Origin of the sequence: Massilimicrobiota sp. SW1139, assembly GCF_012027715.1 — a bacterium.
Classification (GTDB): Bacteria; Bacillota_I; Bacilli_A; order Erysipelotrichales; family Coprobacillaceae; genus Allocoprobacillus; species Allocoprobacillus merdigallinarum.
In genome coordinates this window covers 80,035-98,588 of record NZ_SJOR01000007.1, presented here as the reverse complement: position 1 = coordinate 98,588, position 18,554 = coordinate 80,035, and the positions used below count along the sequence as shown (strand labels likewise).

16 protein-coding genes and 11 tRNA genes are annotated in these 18,554 nt (G+C 32.1%); 3 read left to right on the top strand and 24 right to left on the bottom strand.

Translation table 11 applies throughout. The features are described from left to right. Positions 1–24 precede the first annotated feature (24 nt). Positions 25–531 carry an MFS transporter gene (locus E0K96_RS05930; protein ID WP_206080606.1) on the top strand — a complete coding sequence of 169 codons (507 nt, stop codon included), beginning with the start codon at positions 25–27 and terminating at the stop codon, positions 529–531. A 9-nt stretch (positions 532–540) separates the two neighbouring features. Here the strand turns inward: E0K96_RS05930 and E0K96_RS05925 are convergent, their stop codons facing one another. The 3 genes from E0K96_RS05925 to E0K96_RS05915 form a co-directional block, all read right to left on the bottom strand. After that, positions 541–1,878, bottom strand: coding sequence for a citrate synthase (locus tag E0K96_RS05925; RefSeq protein WP_087242750.1), 1,338 nt, complete (start codon positions 1,876–1,878; stop codon positions 541–543). A gap of 74 nt (positions 1,879–1,952) precedes the next feature. Further along, positions 1,953–2,726, bottom strand: coding sequence for an HAD-IIB family hydrolase (locus E0K96_RS05920; RefSeq protein ID WP_168081859.1), 774 nt, complete (start codon positions 2,724–2,726; stop codon positions 1,953–1,955). 23 nt (positions 2,727–2,749) lie between these two features. Continuing rightward, positions 2,750–3,763, bottom strand: coding sequence for an AI-2E family transporter (locus tag E0K96_RS05915; protein ID WP_168081857.1), 1,014 nt, complete (start codon positions 3,761–3,763; stop codon positions 2,750–2,752). 129 nt (positions 3,764–3,892) lie between these two features. Here E0K96_RS05915 and E0K96_RS05910 point away from each other — a divergent pair, with 129 nt between their 5' ends. Beyond that, the gene (locus E0K96_RS05910) at positions 3,893–4,438 is read left to right on the top strand and encodes a hypothetical protein (protein WP_168081855.1); all 546 of its coding nucleotides are present in this window, start codon (positions 3,893–3,895) and stop codon (positions 4,436–4,438) included. On the opposite strand, the gene E0K96_RS05905 is transcribed toward E0K96_RS05910, so the two are convergent. The 20 genes from E0K96_RS05905 to E0K96_RS05810 all read right to left on the bottom strand — a co-directional run bounded on the left by E0K96_RS05905 (position 4,435) and on the right by E0K96_RS05810 (position 16,088). Beyond that, positions 4,435–6,771 carry an HAD-IC family P-type ATPase gene (locus E0K96_RS05905; protein ID WP_168081853.1) on the bottom strand — a complete coding sequence of 779 codons (2,337 nt, stop codon included), beginning with the start codon at positions 6,769–6,771 and terminating at the stop codon, positions 4,435–4,437. The two genes, E0K96_RS05910 and E0K96_RS05905, sit on opposite strands and share 4 nt — an antisense overlap. Before the next feature lie 127 nt (positions 6,772–6,898). Next, positions 6,899–6,975, bottom strand: a tRNA-Ile gene (locus tag E0K96_RS05900). Positions 6,976–7,015: 40 nt separating this feature from the next. Continuing rightward, a tRNA-Met gene (locus E0K96_RS05895) sits at positions 7,016–7,092 on the bottom strand. A gap of 26 nt (positions 7,093–7,118) precedes the next feature. Further along, positions 7,119–7,194: transfer RNA gene (locus E0K96_RS05890), tRNA-Phe, on the bottom strand. A gap of 8 nt (positions 7,195–7,202) precedes the next feature. Next, positions 7,203–7,279 (bottom strand) — tRNA-Asp (locus tag E0K96_RS05885). Positions 7,280–7,282: 3 nt separating this feature from the next. Further along, positions 7,283–7,359, bottom strand: a tRNA-Met gene (locus E0K96_RS05880). Between the two features lie 17 nt (positions 7,360–7,376). Continuing rightward, positions 7,377–7,469: transfer RNA gene (locus tag E0K96_RS05875), tRNA-Ser, on the bottom strand. Positions 7,470–7,478: 9 nt separating this feature from the next. Next, positions 7,479–7,554, bottom strand: a tRNA-Ala gene (locus E0K96_RS05870). Between the two features lie 7 nt (positions 7,555–7,561). Beyond that, positions 7,562–7,638: transfer RNA gene (locus E0K96_RS05865), tRNA-Pro, on the bottom strand. A 14-nt stretch (positions 7,639–7,652) separates the two neighbouring features. After that, a tRNA-Arg gene (locus E0K96_RS05860) sits at positions 7,653–7,729 on the bottom strand. An 84-nt stretch (positions 7,730–7,813) separates the two neighbouring features. Beyond that, positions 7,814–7,902 (bottom strand) — tRNA-Leu (locus E0K96_RS05855). 3 nt (positions 7,903–7,905) lie between these two features. Further along, positions 7,906–7,980 (bottom strand) — tRNA-Cys (locus E0K96_RS05850). 220 nt (positions 7,981–8,200) lie between these two features. After that, a complete protein-coding gene (locus E0K96_RS05845) occupies positions 8,201–9,031 on the bottom strand; it encodes a prephenate dehydrogenase (protein WP_168081851.1) in 831 nt (276 codons plus the stop codon). A 26-nt stretch (positions 9,032–9,057) separates the two neighbouring features. Beyond that, positions 9,058–10,527 (bottom strand): nicotinate phosphoribosyltransferase, encoded by a 1,470-nt coding sequence (locus tag E0K96_RS05840; RefSeq protein WP_168081849.1) that lies wholly within the window; start codon positions 10,525–10,527, stop codon positions 9,058–9,060. A 122-nt stretch (positions 10,528–10,649) separates the two neighbouring features. Beyond that, positions 10,650–11,003, bottom strand: coding sequence for an FMN-binding protein (locus E0K96_RS05835; protein ID WP_087303700.1), 354 nt, complete (start codon positions 11,001–11,003; stop codon positions 10,650–10,652). Positions 11,004–11,057: 54 nt separating this feature from the next. Next, the gene (locus tag E0K96_RS05830) at positions 11,058–11,324 is read right to left on the bottom strand and encodes a LysM peptidoglycan-binding domain-containing protein (protein WP_087242832.1); all 267 of its coding nucleotides are present in this window, start codon (positions 11,322–11,324) and stop codon (positions 11,058–11,060) included. 69 nt (positions 11,325–11,393) lie between these two features. After that, positions 11,394–12,077 carry a ribonuclease III gene (rnc, locus tag E0K96_RS05825; protein WP_087242834.1) on the bottom strand — a complete coding sequence of 228 codons (684 nt, stop codon included), beginning with the start codon at positions 12,075–12,077 and terminating at the stop codon, positions 11,394–11,396. Next, positions 12,074–13,057, bottom strand: coding sequence for a phosphate acyltransferase PlsX (gene plsX, locus E0K96_RS05820; protein WP_168081847.1), 984 nt, complete (start codon positions 13,055–13,057; stop codon positions 12,074–12,076). The genes rnc and plsX overlap by 4 nt, the downstream gene beginning before the upstream one ends. Before the next feature lie 36 nt (positions 13,058–13,093). Next, complete coding sequence (gene recG, locus E0K96_RS05815; protein ID WP_168081845.1) at positions 13,094–15,103, bottom strand: ATP-dependent DNA helicase RecG; 2,010 nt, start codon at positions 15,101–15,103, stop codon at positions 13,094–13,096. A 73-nt stretch (positions 15,104–15,176) separates the two neighbouring features. Then, positions 15,177–16,088, bottom strand: a complete 912-nt coding sequence (locus tag E0K96_RS05810) for an AEC family transporter (RefSeq protein ID WP_168081843.1) — start codon at positions 16,086–16,088, stop codon at positions 15,177–15,179. Between the two features lie 129 nt (positions 16,089–16,217). On the opposite strand from E0K96_RS05810, the gene E0K96_RS05805 reads away from it, so the two are divergent. Continuing rightward, positions 16,218–17,000 carry a Cof-type HAD-IIB family hydrolase gene (locus E0K96_RS05805; protein ID WP_168081841.1) on the top strand — a complete coding sequence of 261 codons (783 nt, stop codon included), beginning with the start codon at positions 16,218–16,220 and terminating at the stop codon, positions 16,998–17,000. Positions 17,001–17,026: 26 nt separating this feature from the next. Here the strand turns inward: E0K96_RS05805 and pap are convergent, their stop codons facing one another. Beyond that, complete coding sequence (pap, locus tag E0K96_RS05800) at positions 17,027–18,496, bottom strand: polyphosphate:AMP phosphotransferase (protein WP_168081839.1); 1,470 nt, start codon at positions 18,494–18,496, stop codon at positions 17,027–17,029. Between the last annotated feature and the right edge of the window lie 58 nt (positions 18,497–18,554).

Below are 18,554 nucleotides of genomic sequence, written 5' to 3'. Positions count from 1 at the left end.
GCAAAAAAGACGTAAGTCCAGATTATGGACTTATGCCTTTTTTTGTCATTTAAAGGTGGAATATATTTTACAATTATGGCTGTGATGTTATTCTTAACAAGAATTTTCATAGGAAAAGTGGCCGATCAAAAAGGCGAAGCTATCTTTGTTTATACATGTCATATGTGTAGGTTTATTGCATTATTCCTGATAGCCTTCATACCTCATAACATCACTTTTCTTCTTTCAGCAGCCCTTTCTGGTTATGCCTTTGGAGGAATTGAACCCGCCTTACAGTCTATGGCCGTGAGTATTGCACCACCTCAAAGAAGAGGTGCAGCCAATTCAACATTTCTATGCGCTTATGATATGGGAATTGGTTTAGGTGGAGGAATCGCTGGTGTTTTGATTGATATGATTGGATATAATTATATGTTTGCCATCATTGCTATAGCAAATATTTTATCTATTCTTATTTATATTGCTATTGGCAAAAAGCATCCATCATCATTAACATATCGTTTAAAAATGCAAAAAGAAAAGCAAGCTTAGACTTGCTTTTTATTTACGCTTTTCAATTGGCTGATAGTCTTTTAATGTCCCAACATATTTTGTAGCTGGTCTGATAATACGATTTGAATATAATTTGTTTTCTACATTATGTGCGATCCACCCTACTGTTCTTGCAACAACAAATAATAATGTATAAAGATCACTCGGTATATTCAACATATTGTAAACAAGCCCACTATAAAAGTCGACATTCGTACAGACATGGATTCCTTTTCGTTGATAAATTTCTTGAACAGCAATTTCACCAAAACGTTTATAAAATAAATATTCCTGATGACGCCCTTTTTCAATGGCCAATTCCTCACAGATTTGACTTAACATCTCACTACGAGGATCACTTAATGTATAAACAGCATGCCCAATTCCATAAACAAGACCACTGCCATCATTGAAATCTTTATCCAAAATACGATTAATAATCATTTTTATTTGATCATCAGTTGCATCTAATGATATTTCTTCAATAACGTTTTCCATTTGTTTTTTTACAGCTAAATTTGCTCCTCCATGACGTGGTCCTTTTAAAGAACCAATTGCTCCAGCTACTGAAGAATATATATCTGTTCCAGTTGAAGAAATAACGACATTGGTAAATGTAGAGTTATTTCCTCCACCATGGTCTGCATGTAAAACCAATGCAATATCTAAAGCTTCTGCTTCTTTTTGAGTAAATTTTCCGTCATTTCTCAATAAAGATAAAATCGTTTCAGCAATACTTAAATCTTTTTGAACATGATGAATAACCAAACTCTTTTCATCAAAATAATGAACTTTTGTCTGATATGTATAACAGACAATACTTGGAATCTTAGCCAATAAATCAATTCCCTTATTAAGAGTTTCTATTATACTTGTATTATCAGGATCATCATCATAACCATATAACATCAATACTTCCTGCTGTAATTTATTCATTAAATTTTTAGCTGGAAATCCTAAGATATTGGCCTCTAAATAATGTGGAGGCAATTCATAACGATCACTTAAAACTTTTTTGAATTTTTCAAACTCATCATATGAAGGCAAATAACCAAAAAGAATTAAAAAACACACTTCTTCAAATAAATATCTTTTCTCTTTTCTTTGACCATTTATAATGTCTTCAACATTAATACCACGATAATAAAGACTTCCATAATCATCTGTTTTTTCTCCATCTTGGATTTTATATCCAACAACATCAGAAATTTTAGTTAATCCAACCAATACTCCTGTACCATCTTCATTACGTAAACCTTTTTTCACAGAATAAGTTTGATAAAGTTCATTATCTATATGATTTTCAACTAAGGACTTTTCAAAAAAATCTTGGATTTGATCATTCATAGATTCTCACCCCTTTTTCTATATTAAGTCCATTATATCACTATTTTGTATAATTGTATACAATAAATAACTATTTAAATCCATCCAAAATATTGACAGGCATATTCAATACCATTTTCATAACTTGCTTTTGTAATAAAACTTGCTTTATCTTTCAATTCTTGACAGGCATTTCCCATTGCAATTGATGTCCATTCTGGTTTAAACATAATCAAATCATTATAATCATCCCCAAAAACAACGACATCTTCAGCTTGACCATGCACATACTCTAACATTTTGAAAATTCCTTCATCTTTAGCATCATGCTGATATGTTAAATATTCTTTCATAAAACGAATATGTCCAATTGAATCAAGAAGTGTTAATTCATGTTCATGTTTTTCATCCACAGCAATATAAATTTTATAATAATCTTGAATACCCTGATAAGTTAATGATGAATCAAAGAAATATCTAGTTGGTTCTTTTCTATATCCAACCTGTTGAATAAATAATTCATCATTCATAATAACATCAATACTATCATTAGGTGAAATAAGAAGTCCAAATCCTTTTTGATGAGCTTCCTGACATAACGCAATAGCTTTTTGACGATCCAAAGGTTTATTTTCAATAAGCTGATCATTAATTGTAATAGCAGCGCCTCCATTACTTACAATATGGTGAAATCCTGCTTCATTCGCAAATTCTTTTGTTTTATAATAAGCTCTTCCTGTCGCAATACATACAAAATGACCATTGTCCTGTAATTTTTTGATTGTTGTTTTTGCACTAGGTATCAATTCACCTGTTTGCTTATTTGTAAGTGTTCCATCTATATCAAAGAAAAAATATTTTTTATTCATAACCATCACCTTCCTAGAGTTTATTATATCAAATCCTCACTTTTATGAAAATACTGATAAATAAAACTCATATGAATGGGTGAAAGAATAACGCCAGCTATACCAAAAAAATGAATATGCAGAACCATAGATACCAATAATAAAAAAGCAGGAATTTTCATCTCTTTATTCATGATATGAGGTTCAAGAAAACTACGTATCATATTAATAATCAAATATAAGCAAAATAAATAAACTGCCTTCATATATGCCCCTTGAAATAAATATAAAACCATCATAGGAATTAAAATAATTCCAATTCCAATAAATGGCAAACTGTCCAGCAAACAAATTGTAAAAGCATAAAGTAACGGTGAATCAATCTTTAAAATAAGAAAAGCAATCAATAAAATTAAAAATGTTACAAACATTAAAATAATCTGACATTTCATGTAAATCCATAAACTTTTTAAGACTCTATTTTTAAACTGTACAAGTTGAAAACATGTCTTTTTTTGTAAGAGTCGTAAAAAACAATCTTTCATATCTTCATAATCTAAAACAAGAAAAAATGTAGAAATCACAAATATGAAGAAAGATAAAAGAAATGAAGGAATAGATTTAATAAAAGATGATGCAAAGGATATGAAGTCAAGCATATTCTGATTAATCCAGTTTTGAAAGATGATTACAAAATCTTGAGATACAAAAGAAAAAATATTTTCTAAAAGTTTTGTTATTTTATATATAAAGGGTAAAAAAATAGAATCATAATACACAGGCAATTGTTGAAAAAAGTGGACACATAAACAAAATAAAGCTGTTATTAATATGCCCAAAAGGAATGCTAAAGCAAGATAAATAAATAATAGCAAAGAAATACCTATAGCACTTTTTTGTAATGGAATATACTGTTGAATACGATCAATCAATGGCTTTAAAACAAAAAAACAGAGAATAGCTAATATAAATGGAAAAAGTAAAGAAAACATATATTTTAAAATAATGATATATATTAATAAACCAAACCCAATGATAAGGTATTGTTTTTTATCCATAGACTCACCTATTCATTTATATGTTTATAAATAAAAATAAGTCCATTCAGGACTTATTTATACAATTCATGACAACAATCGACATTTTTCTTATTGAAAACATGTTAAAGTTAATCATGGTGATTAAAAATGCATATATATGATTCAACGAATAATCAATATCAATTTCCAATTTTAGATCCAGATTTTTCCTATCAGCATATTGATTATCAAAAAAATCTATATCCTTTCTTTAAACAGTTACATATTCCTTCTACTGTACGCTTTTTAACAGGAATATATATTGAATATCAAATTGTACCATATCATATTGAAGAATATCCTCAACTTTATTTTCATATCTCAAAACATTTAGCAACAAAAATGAGTGAATTCTTTGATTTCGGTGATGCTCACCTCTATTATGAAAGATCGAACTTCTTCTTTTTAGTTATGTTTAATACAAATGAAGAACTGATTGAAATTGCTTTTATTCAATTTCATTCATATTTGAAAAACAAAACATTTGAATACTTACATCATACATGTTCATTTCAAATCAAATGTGGTGCTTATGTATCAACCATTAATATTCATCCTTATAAGCTCTTTGATTTGGCCAAAGAACAATGTCAACAAATTTTATCTAAAGATAAAACACACATTTCAGTTTATAATTTAAAATTATTACGTTAATGACATTCAAAGTGTTGATATAAAAGGACAATTGCTTTTTTTAAAATCAATAATACAAAAATACTGCTCAAACATATTGGAATAATGAAAATTAATGATTTTGAGAAAAGTGAATAAATCTCAAAGAAATCATGCATTATCATCAATATGAGATAAAAAACAACTGTAATCGTACTCGTAACAATGACTCTTATACGATTCCATGGCAAACATACAACAAAAACGACCAGAAAACTGATAAAACCAGCAACTAAATAATAATATGTAGATAACATTTTAGCATCAAAATGGAATTCTTTTCCAATCCAGGTAATGGCCAGCATATAAATGATCATAGTCAGGGCACAAGGCAAAGCTGTCGAAATGACATGTTTCAAAAAACCTTGTGATGATAAAGACGATGAACGTTCCAGAGTCAACAAGAAACTAGGTAAACCGATTGCTAAACCACTAATTAAACTTAACTGTAATGGTGTAAATGGATAACTCATTCTTAAAACCGCAAAAATCAAGGCTAATACTGTTGAATAAATTGTTTTGGTTAAATAAAGTGAGCTGACTCTTTCAATATCTGCAATAATAGCTCTCCCCTCTTTCACAATATCAACCATAGATGCGAAAGAAGAATCTAATAAAACAATATGTGCAGCCTGTTTAGCAGCATCACTTCCCGCGGCCATAGCGATACCACAATCAGCATCTTTAAGTGCCAGAACATCATTTACTCCATCTCCAACCATTCCAACAACATGCTCATTTACCTGTAGTGCTTTAATAATACGCTGTTTCTGTTCTGGTTTAACACGACCAAAAACATGATAATGTGCAACAATATTTTCTAATTCCATATCATCTTCAGGTAATGTTGAAGCATCAATATAGAGATGACCATTCTTTAATCCAGCTAATTGAGCAACACGAGATACAGTTGCTGGATTATCTCCTGATAATATCCGTATATCCACACTTGCATTTTCAAAGAAATGTAATGTTTCTTTAGCTTCAGGACGAATACAATCATAAATAATAATAAGTGCGATTGGCTTAACTTGACCAATCCTTGATTCTTGTTCATTAATCAAATCTGTTTTTCCTAACAAAAGAACACGAAATCCCTTTTGGGCGTATTCATCAGCCTGATTTAAAACAACATGATCTGATGGTAATAAAAATTCTGGTGCTCCTAAGACATAGTTACCATTTCCTTGAATACTTAAGGCACGCATCTTTCTTTGAGATGAAAAAGGAATACGTTTATTCACAATAACGTTGTCTTGTTTAAAGAAATAGTCTTGCAATGCTAATTGCGTTGCATTGACATCATCAAACTCATGAGCCATCACACCCATAATATATTCTATTTCCTTTAAACGATATGCCTCAACAGGTATCACTTCTTCAACTTTGAGTTCACCTGTTGTAATGGTTCCTGTTTTATCTAAGCATAAGACATCTACCCTTGCTAAAGCTTCAATAGCTTCCATTTCTTGAATCAAGGCCTTTTTACGCGCCAATTTTCCAACACCAATGATAAATGATAAACTTGTTAATAAAACCAAACCTTCAGGAATCATTCCAACGACACCAGCTACAGTTTTGACAATGGCACTGGCTAAATCATTTGGAAAGGCACTACGTTGTGAAAAAAACAATACGATACCAACTGGAATAATCACAACACTTAAAACTTTAATCACTTTTTCAATAGAATCTTTCATTTCAGAAGAAGCTTTATTTTTATTTTTCGCTTTATGAACAAGCTTAGTGGAATAATTATCATTCCCTACACGAATAACCTTCGCATAAGCACTTCCGGCAACTACAAAACTACCTGAAAGTAACTCATCATCTTTATACTTCTTAACAGGTTCAGATTCACCAGTTAACATAGCTTCATTAACTTCCATTCCCTGCGAACTTAAAACGATACAGTCACTTCCTATTTGATTACCCATTTCTAAAAAAACAATATCATCTAAAACCAATTCTTCCGTAGGAATAATGATTTCTTCTTGATTTCTTATAACTTTTACTTTCTTAACTGTCACAACAGTTAACTGATCAATAATTTTCTTAACCTTAAACTCCTGATAAATACCAATAAAAGCATTAATAAAGATGACAACCATAAAGGTTAAATTGGTCCAACGACCAGTAGAAATAATAATGGCTGCTAAAAAAACATTTAAACAGTTGAAATAAGTCAAAGTATGTTCTAAAACAATTTGTTTTTTTGTTTTTGAAATATTATCATGTGATATATTAATAAGCCCTCGTTGCTTACGTTCATCTACCTGTTGATATGTTAACCCCATATATTTCATATCATCCATCAAATCACCTACTTTTATATCAATATATAACATTGTTATGAAATATATATGAATATCATAAAAATATCATAACACAAATTATAATATAAAAAAATAAAAAAACCTCATAAAGAGGTTGCATACATCTTGGTGGACCCTGAAGGACTCGAACCTTCGACCGATCGGTTATGAGCCGATAGCTCTAACCAACTGAGCTAAGGGTCCAAGTAAAATAAAAAGTGGTATTCACCACTATTAAACTTAATGGTAGCGGGGAAGGGATTCGAACCCCCGACCCACCGGGTATGAACCGATTGCTCTAGCCAACTGAGCTACCCCGCCATGTAGTGAATCGTTTTTGATAAAAATGGTGGTTCCGGCCGGAATCGAACCAGCGACACGAGGATTTTCAGTCCTCTGCTCTACCGACTGAGCTACGGAACCAAAACAAATGGCGGTCTGGACGGGGCTCGAACCCGCGACCTCCGCCGTGACAGGGCGGCATTCTAACCAACTGAACTACCAGACCATTTGGTTGCGGGAGAAGGATTTGAACCAACGACCTTCGGGTTATGAGCCCGACGAGCTACCAGACTGCTCCATCCCGCGATATGAAATTTAATAAATGGCGGAGGTTGAGGGATTCGAACCCCCGCGGGACTTTCATCCCCTGTCGGTTTTCAAGACCGATCCCTTCAGCCGGACTTGGGTAAACCTCCGCAACATAATGGTGGAGCTTAGCGGGATCGAACCGCTGACCTCCTGCGTGCAAAGCAGGCGCTCTCCCAGCTGAGCTAAAGCCCCATTACAATGGTCGGGAAGACAGGATTCGAACCTGCGACCCCCTGGTCCCAAACCAGGTGCACTACCAAGCTGTGCTACTTCCCGTTCGTATATTTGATTGGCGCGCTAGGCAGGAATCGAACCCACAACCTCTTGATCCGTAGTCAAGCACTCTATCCAGTTGAGCTACTAGCGCCTCTTAACAGTGCCATTCAATAATATCACATTTCTTATTCAATTGCAACACTTTTTTTCATTTTTTTCAAAATCTTTTTTTGAATGGTGCCCAGGGCCGGAGTCGAACCGGCACGGATTTTAAGGTCCGCAGGATTTTAAGTCCTGTGCGTCTACCAATTTCGCCACCTGGGCAGTTGGAGGTTCCAGCCGGACTCGAACCGACGATGACAGAGTTGCAGTCTGTAGCCTTACCAACTTGGCTATGGAACCAACTTCCTTAACTCGTTGCTCACCTAGTATATAATATTTTCCACATTTATGCAATACCTTTTTTCGTTTTTTTTACAAATGATTGCTCTCATTTGACTCCATATTTTAATTTTACTTCTTAAATTCAAAGCTTTTTTATTCTCTAAAATATATATTTTTTTTAAAAAAAGAGTATCTTTATCTTTTCATTGATAAATCTACTCTCTTAATTTTTGATGACTTATTTTTCTAACTTTTCTCTACGCTTAGATGATTGACAAAACATTTCCTTTAAAGATTTTTCATCCCCTGAAGCAATAGCTTGTTTTAACAAATCAAATTGCTTTTCAAAACGCTCCATAGAAACCAATAAATAATCACGATTATGAAAGAAAAGTTCTGCCCATAAATCTGCATTGATATTAGCAATTCTCGTTAAATCACGAAATGAATCTCCAATATATTTACCTGTTTCATATTTTTCATCATCACTATTCATCAATGCGACAGCTAATGTGTGTGGTAATTGTGATGTATAGGAAATAATTTCATCATGATCATAAGGACTCATGATTTTCACACTCTTAAAACCTAGTTGTCCTACAAATTGACGCATCCATTCAATTTTATCTATCTGATTATGTTCATGCTGAATAACTATATAATTTGCATTTTGAAAAACTTCCTGACTGGCATACAAATAGCCTTTTTTTTCACGACCAGCCATAGGATGACCACTAATATATTCGACATCCTGATCTATTCTTGATAAAGCCTGATTTAAAAAATATGATTTAATACCAACAACGTCTGTAACAATACTTCCTTTTTTAAAAGTATGTTCAGAAATAAAATCTAAAACTTTTGATGGATACAAACAAATAATCGTTAAATCACTCTGTGAAATAATCTGATGTCCATCAAGATACCCTTCAATAATACATCCTTCAGCTTTCGCCATTTCTAAAGTCTGCTGATCGCAATCCACTCCATAAACATCATATCCTTTTCCTTTTAAAGCTTTAACAAAACTACCACCAATAACACCTAATCCTACAACTGTAATAATCATAAATAAAATCCTTTAAAAAGAAAGGACTAATGTCCTTTTTTTCCTTTCGCTAACATTTTTAGCTTATAATCTAATAATTTTTGAGTTAAATCAACATAATACAAATGAGGGTATTCTAAACGGAAAATTTCATCCCATAATAATTGTTTTTGCTGATTAGAATATGCTCTAATTTCATCTAAAGAATAATATGGATAAACATTTTTTCCATTTTCAAACACAAGTGTCTGCAATGGTTGAATTTCATATGTTCCAGCATAAAGTGTTTTATGTTTCCATGCATCTAATTGATGATAAATTGTAAGATCTTGATTTTCATCTAAAACTTCATCATGGAAAGCAATAATATCAGCAATGGCTTTATGAGTTTCTTTTTCAATTAAACGATAAACTTTTTTAAATCCTGGATTTGTAATTTTTTCAGTATTTTCAGATATTTTAATTTTAGGAATAATTTCTCCATCTTTTTCAATAGCAGCAAGTTTATATACACCACCAAAAACTGGTGAAGATTTAGAGACTATCATATTTTCACCTACACCAAATGAATCTATCTGAGCGCCTTGTTCCAACACTGAACGAATTAAATACTCATCCAATGAATTAGAAACTGTAATTTTACAGTCATGCAATCCTGCAACATCTAACATCATTCTGGCTTTTTTAGTTAAATAAGCAATATCTCCACTGTCTAAACGAATTCCTTTTAATCTTTTCCCCATTGGTGCTAAAACCTCTTCAGCAACGCGTATAGCGTGAGGAACACCACTTTTTAAAGTATCATAAGTATCAACAAGTAAAACGCAATTATCAGGATAAATTTGAGCATAAGCTTTAAATGCTTCATATTCCGAATCAAAAGACTGTACAAATGAATGTGCCATTGTTCCTAATACAGGTATTCCAAAATCTTTTCCAGCAGATACAGTCGCACTTCCAGCCACTCCGCCAATATAAGCAGCTCGCGCCCCATAATGAGCACCATCATATCCTTGAGCACGACGTGCTCCAAATTCCATCACAGCACGCCCTTTTGCTTCCTGTACAATACGTCTAGCCTTTGTTGCAATTAAAGATTGATGATTAATTGTCACTAATAAAAATGTTTCTATCAACTGTGCTTCAATAAGTTTAGCTTTCACTGTAATTAATGGTTCATATGGAAAGACTGGTGTCCCTTCTCTTACTGAAAAGATAGTTCCTGTAAAATGAAAATCTTTGAGATACGCAAAGAAATCTTCATCAAAGACATTTAATGATCTTAAATATTCAATATCCCCATCAGTAAAATGCATATTTTCAATTGCTTCAATTAACTGCTGTAAACCCGCAAAAATAACAAAACCACCCTGATCAGGATTTTTACGATAAAACATATCAAAATAAACAATTTCATCTTGTTTTCCTAATTTAAAATAATTATAAGCCATTGTTAATTCATAAAAATCCATGATCAAAGTGATATTTCTTTCACAACCAACATAGTTTTTTCCCATTATTTAGCCCCCTATCATTGTCATTATCATATACTAATTTTCCTAAAAAATAAAGATTTATTCTTCAATAAACAAAAAAAGCAGTCACTTTTATTGTAACTACTTTTGATCAATATAAAATACTAAGATTCATTTTTAGCTTCTTCATAAGCCTTAGCAACGGCTTCTTTTAAAGCTTGAGAAGATTTGGTAGCTCCAGAAATGGTATCAACATCATAATGATTCTTTTTCTTCATGTTGTCAATCATTTGTTCTAAAGCCACACCTCCAATAGATGGTGTTTCATTATGCTCTTTAATCACAATATCCTGAATTTTATCATCTTTTAATGTTGTTTCAACCTCAAACTCTCCGCCATATCCCATAGCAGTTGTTGTATAAGTCCCATCTTTATATTGTGATTTTTCTTCTACTTGTTTTTCTTGAGCACATCCACATAACATCATAGCTACAAATAGGATGATTATTTTCTTCATTTTTCAAACCTCCTATTTATAGTTTTTGCTCAAATGAAAATCTTATGCATTTTTTTAAAAATATAAATCATAAGTTTCTCTTTGGAATGGCTGTGGCATTGGTGGAACCTTTTGGTAAACAATTGGCACCAAGAGTTCTTGTTGAGGATGAATCAACAAATCATCATTAAGCTGATTCATAACCTGAATCCATGCCACTTCACTATTTAATGTTTTCGCAATACGATAAACATTATCACCTTTGTGTACCGTATATAAAACAATTTCTCCAACACGAGGATTTATGACTCTTTCATCATCATACATATATGGATTATACATGATTATCACTCCCAAAATAAACTATGCTTTTTTGAAAAAGATATCTAGGCAAAATCCATCATTTCATCATTATTTTGTCGCAAGTTTATTTAAAGCATCCTTCGCTGCCTGCTGTTCAGCTCTTTTTTTGCTTGTTCCTTTCCCAACACCTAGACACATATCATCCATCATGACAGCTACTTTAAATTCTGGAGCATTAGACGGACCAGATGTTTCTAACAATTCATATGTGACAGTACGACGCTGATCGGCTTGAATTAATTCCTGCAAAGTTGTTTTATAATCAGTAATATCATCATAATCTAAATCGTTGATATGTTTGAATATAGTTTGTTGTAATATCTTTAAAACTTCATCGTGACCACAATCTAAATATAATGCACCTATAAATGATTCAAAAATATTGGCAAGAACACTTTCACGTTCTCTACCACCACTTTTCTCTTCACCAACACCTAAGTATAGCAATTCTCCTAAACCTAATTCTCTAGAGAAACGTGCTAATGACTCTTCACGTACGAGTTTACTACGTAAAGTTGTCAATGTTCCTTCTGGAACATCAGGAAAAAGATTAAATAAAAACTCTGAAACATAAAGCTGTAAAACAGCATCTCCCATAAATTCTAAACGTTCATAGTCTTTTTTTACATAATGCGATTCATTAGCATATGAAGCATGTGTAAATGCTTCTTTATAAATGGCAATGTTATGAAATGGTATATTTTCTTTCTGTAAAAAATCTAATATTTTCATTTTTGACTTAATCCTTCCTTCATTTGACTTACAACATCCATTTTCACCATCTGATAAGCTAAATCCATAGCATTACAAAATGCTTTAGCATCACTGGCTCCATGTGCCTTTACAACTGCTTTTTCAAATCCCATCATTAAAGCACCACCAACAGATTTGTAATCAAATTTTTCTTTCAAACTATAAAGTGAAGATTTGGCTAATAATGCCCCTATTTTTCCTTTTAGTGAAGACATCATGCTTTCTTTGATCATTTTCATTAATGTTGAAGCAACCCCTTCACAAGTTTTTAAAGCAATATTACCACTAAAACCATCAGTGACTACAACATCATAATCACCACTTAAAATATCTCGACCCTCAACATTTCCTACAAAGCGCAAACGGTCACTTGCCTGTAAAAGCTGATATGCCTGCTGATGCGCTTCATCACCTTTTTTAGATTCAGTTCCAATATTTAATAAGGCAACTTTAGGTTCTTGGATTCCTCTTATATTTTTAGCATAAATATTCCCCATAATCGCAAAATCATACAATTGTTCAGCTGTATTTTCAGCATTGGCTCCTACATCAAGCATAGCCATACCTTTGCCATTATATGTAGGCATCATAACCATCAGACAAGACTTTTCAACACCCTCAATACGTTTTAAAAAGAGCATAGCACTTGTATAAAAAGCACCAGTTGAACCACATGATACCACACCATCAACAACACCTTCTCGTGCCATCATGACAGCTTTTACCATACTTGATTCTTTTTTACGACGGACAGACATAATGCCATCGTCCATTTTCACAACATCTCTGGCATCTACAATATGAATATTTTCATATTTTGTTAATGTTTCTAATTCTTCTTTTTTTCCAGTGACATAAAGTTCTACATCATGATGATTTTTCATAAACATTTCACAAGCTTCTACAACGATAGAACTTCCTAAATCACCACTCATAGCATCTATTGATAACTTATACATAATTCTTTCACTCCTCGTTTGTATAGTATAACATATTTAATCAACATATTCATTATTCACCTGTAATTTCTCTTGAATCTTACATACAATTCCCTGATATTCATGATTTTGTATATAATCATGTATAATTTCATCGGCATCTTTTCTTGCGATTGATAAAATAGGAAAATCTTTCATTATATCAGCAACTAAAAAAGTTGGTAAACCACTTTGTCGTTGGCCTAAAACTTCCCCAGGTCCTCTAAGTTTTAAATCATACAATGATATTTCAAATCCATCGTGACTCTTTTCTAAATATTTCAATCGTTCAATGGCTTCTTTTGACGATGATGAACTCATTAAATAACAATAAGCCTGCTCCTGTCCTCGCCCAATACGTCCACGCAATTGATGTAATTGACTCATTCCAAATCGCTCTGCATTATAAATAACCATCATATTTGCATTCTTAACATCTACTCCTACTTCTACAACTGTCGTAGATACTAAAATCTGAATTGTGTTATTCAAAAAGCCATTCATCACTTTTTCTTTTTCGTCTTCTTTCATCTGTCCATGTAATAATCCAACATTGTATTGAGTTTGAAAATACTTTTGCATAGCCTTAGCAATCTGTGAGGCACTCTTTGCTTCTAAATTTTCACTATCCTCCACTAACGGACATATCACATAGCATTGTCCTCCTTGAGCCAAATATGATTTTAAATGTTTTAATATCGGCTTCATCGAAGACGAGTGAATATATTGTGTTGTCACTGGCAAGCGCCCTTGAGGCATTGTTTTGATTGTCGATACATCCATATCACCATACATAGAAATAGCTAGCGTACGTGGTATAGGTGTTGCACTCATAATTAAAAAATCAACCTGCTGACCTTTATTTTTTAAAGCCTTACGTTGCATAACACCAAAACGATGCTGTTCATCAGTGATCACAAATCCCAAATTGTGATAAACAACTTTTTTTTGAAATAAAGCATGTGTCCCAACCACAATATCTGCCTCTCCACTTTGGATAGCCTGATAAACACGTTCTTTTTCTTTCAATGACAATGAACCTGTTAATAACTCTATATGGACATCTGTATTTTCAAAGAAACGGCTTAATGTCTGATAATGCTGAGTCGCTAGAATTTCTGTTGGTGCCATTAAAGCCCCTTGATAACCAGCTAAATAATTGGCATATAAAGCTACAGAGCTGACAACTGTTTTCCCACTACCAACATCACCCTGTAAAAAGCGATACATCATCTGTGGACTTTTTAAATCTTCTACAATCTCTTTAATAGCCGTCTGTTGATCTTTGGTAAGAGCAAAAGGCAATGATAATATCAATGATTGTAATTGTGTTACATCAAAATCTTTCGCAATCCCCATTTCTTGAGTACGTTGTTGCTTCATCAATTGCATTGTTAATTGAAATTTTAAAAATTCTTCATATTTTAAATATTTCAACGCTTCTTGAACATCTTTTTTATTTTCTGGAAAATGAATACAATATAAAGCACTTTCCTTTCGAATCAGATGATGTTGAATGCGGTATTTTTCAGGAATAAAATCATCAAATTCATGATTTAATAAAGACAATGCTTTTTTGACATATTGTCTAAAAGATTTTTGCGTTATTCCTTCTTTTAAAGAATAGACTGGATAAATACCAGATATGTCTTGTAATGGCTTGATTTTAATATCAGATGCCGTAATACGATGATTGATGCATTTACCAATGATTGTTATGGTTGTTCCTAGCTTTAAATGTTGCCTTAAAAAATGACGATTAAAAATAGACACCTGAAAATGTTGTAAATACTTATCTTCGACTTCAAAACTCATTCTAGACATTTTACCCTTAAAAAAAATCTTGACTGGTGAAATGACAGTCGCTTCAATAATCAGATGTTCATCCTCATCAGTGGGATATTTTTCTTCAATCACTTCATAACGATAAGGATACTGATAAATCAAGTCTTCCAAAGTTGTTATATTCATTGAAGCTAAAATTTCTAAACGTCGAGATGTCGTTTTTAATAATTTTATATCTGTCATATTCTCACCACCTGTCGTTTATTGTACCATAAATTCAAAAAAAAGATACTCATTTAGAATATCTTTCATTTGATTAAATAAAAATCAATAACAATGTAATCATACAAACAATAGAAATAATGATACTTAAAGAATTTGCTGTTGCAGGCATATCACCACTATAGCCAATTTTTTGACTAAACACAGCTGAAACTGTTGATAAAGGGGCACAAAGAGCCATAGTTAATATTTCTTTAGCTAATAATGGCAATGGTAATACAATGAAAATGATACCTGATAAAATCAAAGTGCCAACAATTCTTAACACTATAATTTTGATAACATGATATGCTTCACTATGTGAGACTTTGATTTCAAGCATTAACCCAATCATCATCATGGCTAAAAAGCTATTTCCTGCGCCAATAGTCGTTGCCATAGAAAGAATATATGATGGAAATTCAATTTGAAATATAGCCATTATAAAAATCAATAAATAGACATCAAATGGAATAGAAGAAAAAAGCTTTTTTAAAACATCCTTTAAATGAAAATCACTTTGACCACTGGCAACATGATCGGCTAAAGCATACGTAATCCCTAATCCCATTAATGCATTTCCAATATCAAAAGAACATAAATAAACGACTCCCATACCAGGAAAAAACGATTGAACAAATGGCAATACAAAATTCCCAATATTATATCCTGATACATTAATCATATATGTTCCTTTTATTACAGGACGTTCTTTATAAGCAAATCCATAACCAACGAGAATCATAATAACATTAGATAAAATACCTACAGCTATCAATATAAGAATTGTCATATCTAATGTAATTCCATTGGCACTTGTTAATAAAGCACATGGCAATGTCACATTCATAATAATGGTTGCTAAAATATTTGCATCACTCTTTTTTAAAACTTTCACTTTTTTTAAAAAGTATGCAATCACAATAATCAAAATAAAAGTTAATGATGTTATCAAAACGTCAAACATTTTTTCCCCTTCTTTCTTCATGCATTATAGCACTTTTGTTATAAAAAAGATAAAACAAGCAAAAAATGAAAATCTTTTGTAAAATATATAATGCCTGATATAATAAAAGAAACGATAAGGAGGATATATATGATTAAGGCAATCTTTTTTGATATAGATGGTACTTTGGCCAGTTTCAAAACTCACCAAATCCCTGATTCAACTTTTTATACTTTAAATAAACTCAAAGATAACGGAATCAAACTCTTTATTGCGACAGGAAGAGGAAAAGATGGTTTAGATATTTTACAAGGTTTCCCCTTTGATGGCTATATTACATTAAATGGGCAATACTGTTTTACAAATGATGAACTGATTTATGAAAATACAATTGATTCTCAGGATATTCAGGCTTTATTAGAATATTTAAAAGAAAAACCATTTCCTTGTGGTTTTACTGAAGAACATACCAAATATTTTAATATGCGTAATCATCTTGTTGATGAAATCCATGCAATCACACATAACGATGATCATCCTGCTCGTGATTGCAGTCAGGTTATCCATAAAAAGATATATCAATGTATGTGCTTTGTTGATGAAAATGAGGAAAAGGAATTATTAAAAGTCATGCCCCATTGTCATGCTTCAAGATGGTATCCCACTTTCTGTGATATTTCACCGATAGGTGGTTCTAAACAACATGGAATTGATGAATTCTTAAAACATTATCATATTGATTTATCCCAAACTATGGCTTTTGGCGATGGTGGAAATGATATTCCTATGTTAAAGCATGTTGCTATAAGTGTTGCAATGGGAAACGCCAATGATGAAGTCAAGTCTATTGCTGACTATATAACGGATGATGTTGATCATGATGGTATTTTCAATGCCTGTGTTCATTTTCAATTATGCCAAAAACAAGAATAAGACATGAGCTTATTCTTGTTTTTATATTATCCTAATCTCTTTTCAATTTCACGAATGACAATTTTCATTGCTTTAATACGTGCATATTTTTTATCTACTGATTCTAATACATACCATGGTGCAAACACTGTATTTGTTTTTTGAAGCATTTCTCCAATAGCATTTTCATATAAATCCCATTTTTCACGATTACGCCAATCTTCTTCGGTAATTTTCCATTGTTTTTCAGGTGTATTTTGACGTTCAGTAAAACGTTCTAATTGTGTTTGGTTATCTATCTGTACCCAGAATTTAATAACAATAGCACCCCAGTCATAAAGTTCTTTTTCAAATTCATTCATTTCATTATAAGCACGTTGCCAGTCATTTTCACTACAAAATCCTTCTAATCTTTCAACCATAACACGACCATACCATGTTCTATCAAAAATGGCAATATGTCCGTCCTTTGGTAAACGTTTATAAAAGCGCCATAAATAATGTCTATTCAATTCACTTTTATCAGGAGCTGCTATAGGATAAACTGTATATCCACGAGGATCCAATCCAGAAGTGACTCTCTTGATATTTCCACCTTTACCAGCTGCATCCCAACCCTCATAGGCAATAATCACAGGTATTTTTTGACGATAAAGTTTATTATGCAACTTCATTAATTTTTTACGACATTTTTTCAATTCTCTACGATATGTTTCTTCACTAATGTTAACACTCAAATCATAATCTTCTAAATGGATTTTCTCTCTCATTTCAAAAACATTGTCAATCAGTGGTGCATCCTGCTTTTCATGCTCTAGACGTTCTTGAATACAGCTCATTAATGTTTCAAGCACCTGTAATTGAGCTAGTTTTTTATTTGTTGCATCAATAATATACCAAGGAGCATATGTGTCATTTGTCGCATTCATATATTCATCATATAAACCTAAGTATTCATCATAATGTTTATTTTGCCATAAATCCTCATCACTGACACGCCATTTTGTATTCTTGTTTTTCAATAACTTATGTGTACGTGTTGCCTGTTCCAATTGAGAAATATGGAAAAAGAATTTAATCACTATATAACCATTATCTACTAAAGTTCTTTCAAACTTCTGTATACTTTCAATTCTTTGATGATATTGTTTTTTTGAAATTTGTTTATGCATATACTGCCTTGTGACATCATTCATCCAACCATGGTCATAAAATGTGGCCATTCCATTTTCTGGAATGCGTAAAAAATAACGATATAAGAAAGGTCGTCTTTGTTCATCTTCACTTATCTTATTCATTGTTTCAACATTATAAAAACGGGGATCCATATTTTGAATCACTTTGCCAAGCGTTGTCCCAATTCCAGATGCTCCCCATCCTTCAAATAAAACTACAACAGGTAATTTCTTTTCTTTTAATAACATCTGTTTTTTAGACAACTCAAGTTTTGCATTTTCTAAACATTCTTCAATATCAGGTGCAATTTCTATTTGTTCAAATTGATAATCTCTTAACATATTTTTCCTCCTCACCTACATATTTATATTTTATCACTTTTATGTAAGCGCTTAAATA

Bases quoted from the DNA above. Each gene is read 5' to 3' on its own strand.
- recG (WP_168081845.1), bottom strand. From the start codon at position 15,103: ATGACAGATATAAAATTATTAAAAACGACATCTCGACGTTTAGAAATT.
- E0K96_RS05805 (WP_168081841.1), top strand. From the start codon at position 16,218: ATGATTAAGGCAATCTTTTTTGATATAGATGGTACTTTGGCCAGTTTC.
- E0K96_RS05930 (WP_206080606.1), top strand. From the start codon at position 25: ATGGACTTATGCCTTTTTTTGTCATTTAAAGGTGGAATATATTTTACA.
- E0K96_RS05910 (WP_168081855.1), top strand. From the start codon at position 3,893: ATGCATATATATGATTCAACGAATAATCAATATCAATTTCCAATTTTA.
- plsX (WP_168081847.1), bottom strand. From the start codon at position 13,057: ATGTATAAGTTATCAATAGATGCTATGAGTGGTGATTTAGGAAGTTCT.
- E0K96_RS05810 (WP_168081843.1), bottom strand. From the start codon at position 16,088: ATGTTTGACGTTTTGATAACATCATTAACTTTTATTTTGATTATTGTG.
- E0K96_RS05845 (WP_168081851.1), bottom strand. From the start codon at position 9,031: ATGATTATTACAGTTGTAGGATTAGGTGTTATTGGTGGTAGTTTTGTT.
- E0K96_RS05840 (WP_168081849.1), bottom strand. From the start codon at position 10,527: ATGGGAAAAAACTATGTTGGTTGTGAAAGAAATATCACTTTGATCATG.
- E0K96_RS05830 (WP_087242832.1), bottom strand. From the start codon at position 11,324: ATGTATAATCCATATATGTATGATGATGAAAGAGTCATAAATCCTCGT.
- E0K96_RS05925 (WP_087242750.1), bottom strand. From the start codon at position 1,878: ATGAATGATCAAATCCAAGATTTTTTTGAAAAGTCCTTAGTTGAAAAT.
- E0K96_RS05905 (WP_168081853.1), bottom strand. From the start codon at position 6,771: ATGGATGATATGAAATATATGGGGTTAACATATCAACAGGTAGATGAA.
- E0K96_RS05915 (WP_168081857.1), bottom strand. From the start codon at position 3,763: ATGGATAAAAAACAATACCTTATCATTGGGTTTGGTTTATTAATATAT.
- pap (WP_168081839.1), bottom strand. From the start codon at position 18,496: ATGTTAAGAGATTATCAATTTGAACAAATAGAAATTGCACCTGATATT.
- rnc (WP_087242834.1), bottom strand. From the start codon at position 12,077: ATGAAAATATTAGATTTTTTACAGAAAGAAAATATACCATTTCATAAC.
- E0K96_RS05835 (WP_087303700.1), bottom strand. From the start codon at position 11,003: ATGAAGAAAATAATCATCCTATTTGTAGCTATGATGTTATGTGGATGT.
- E0K96_RS05920 (WP_168081859.1), bottom strand. From the start codon at position 2,726: ATGAATAAAAAATATTTTTTCTTTGATATAGATGGAACACTTACAAAT.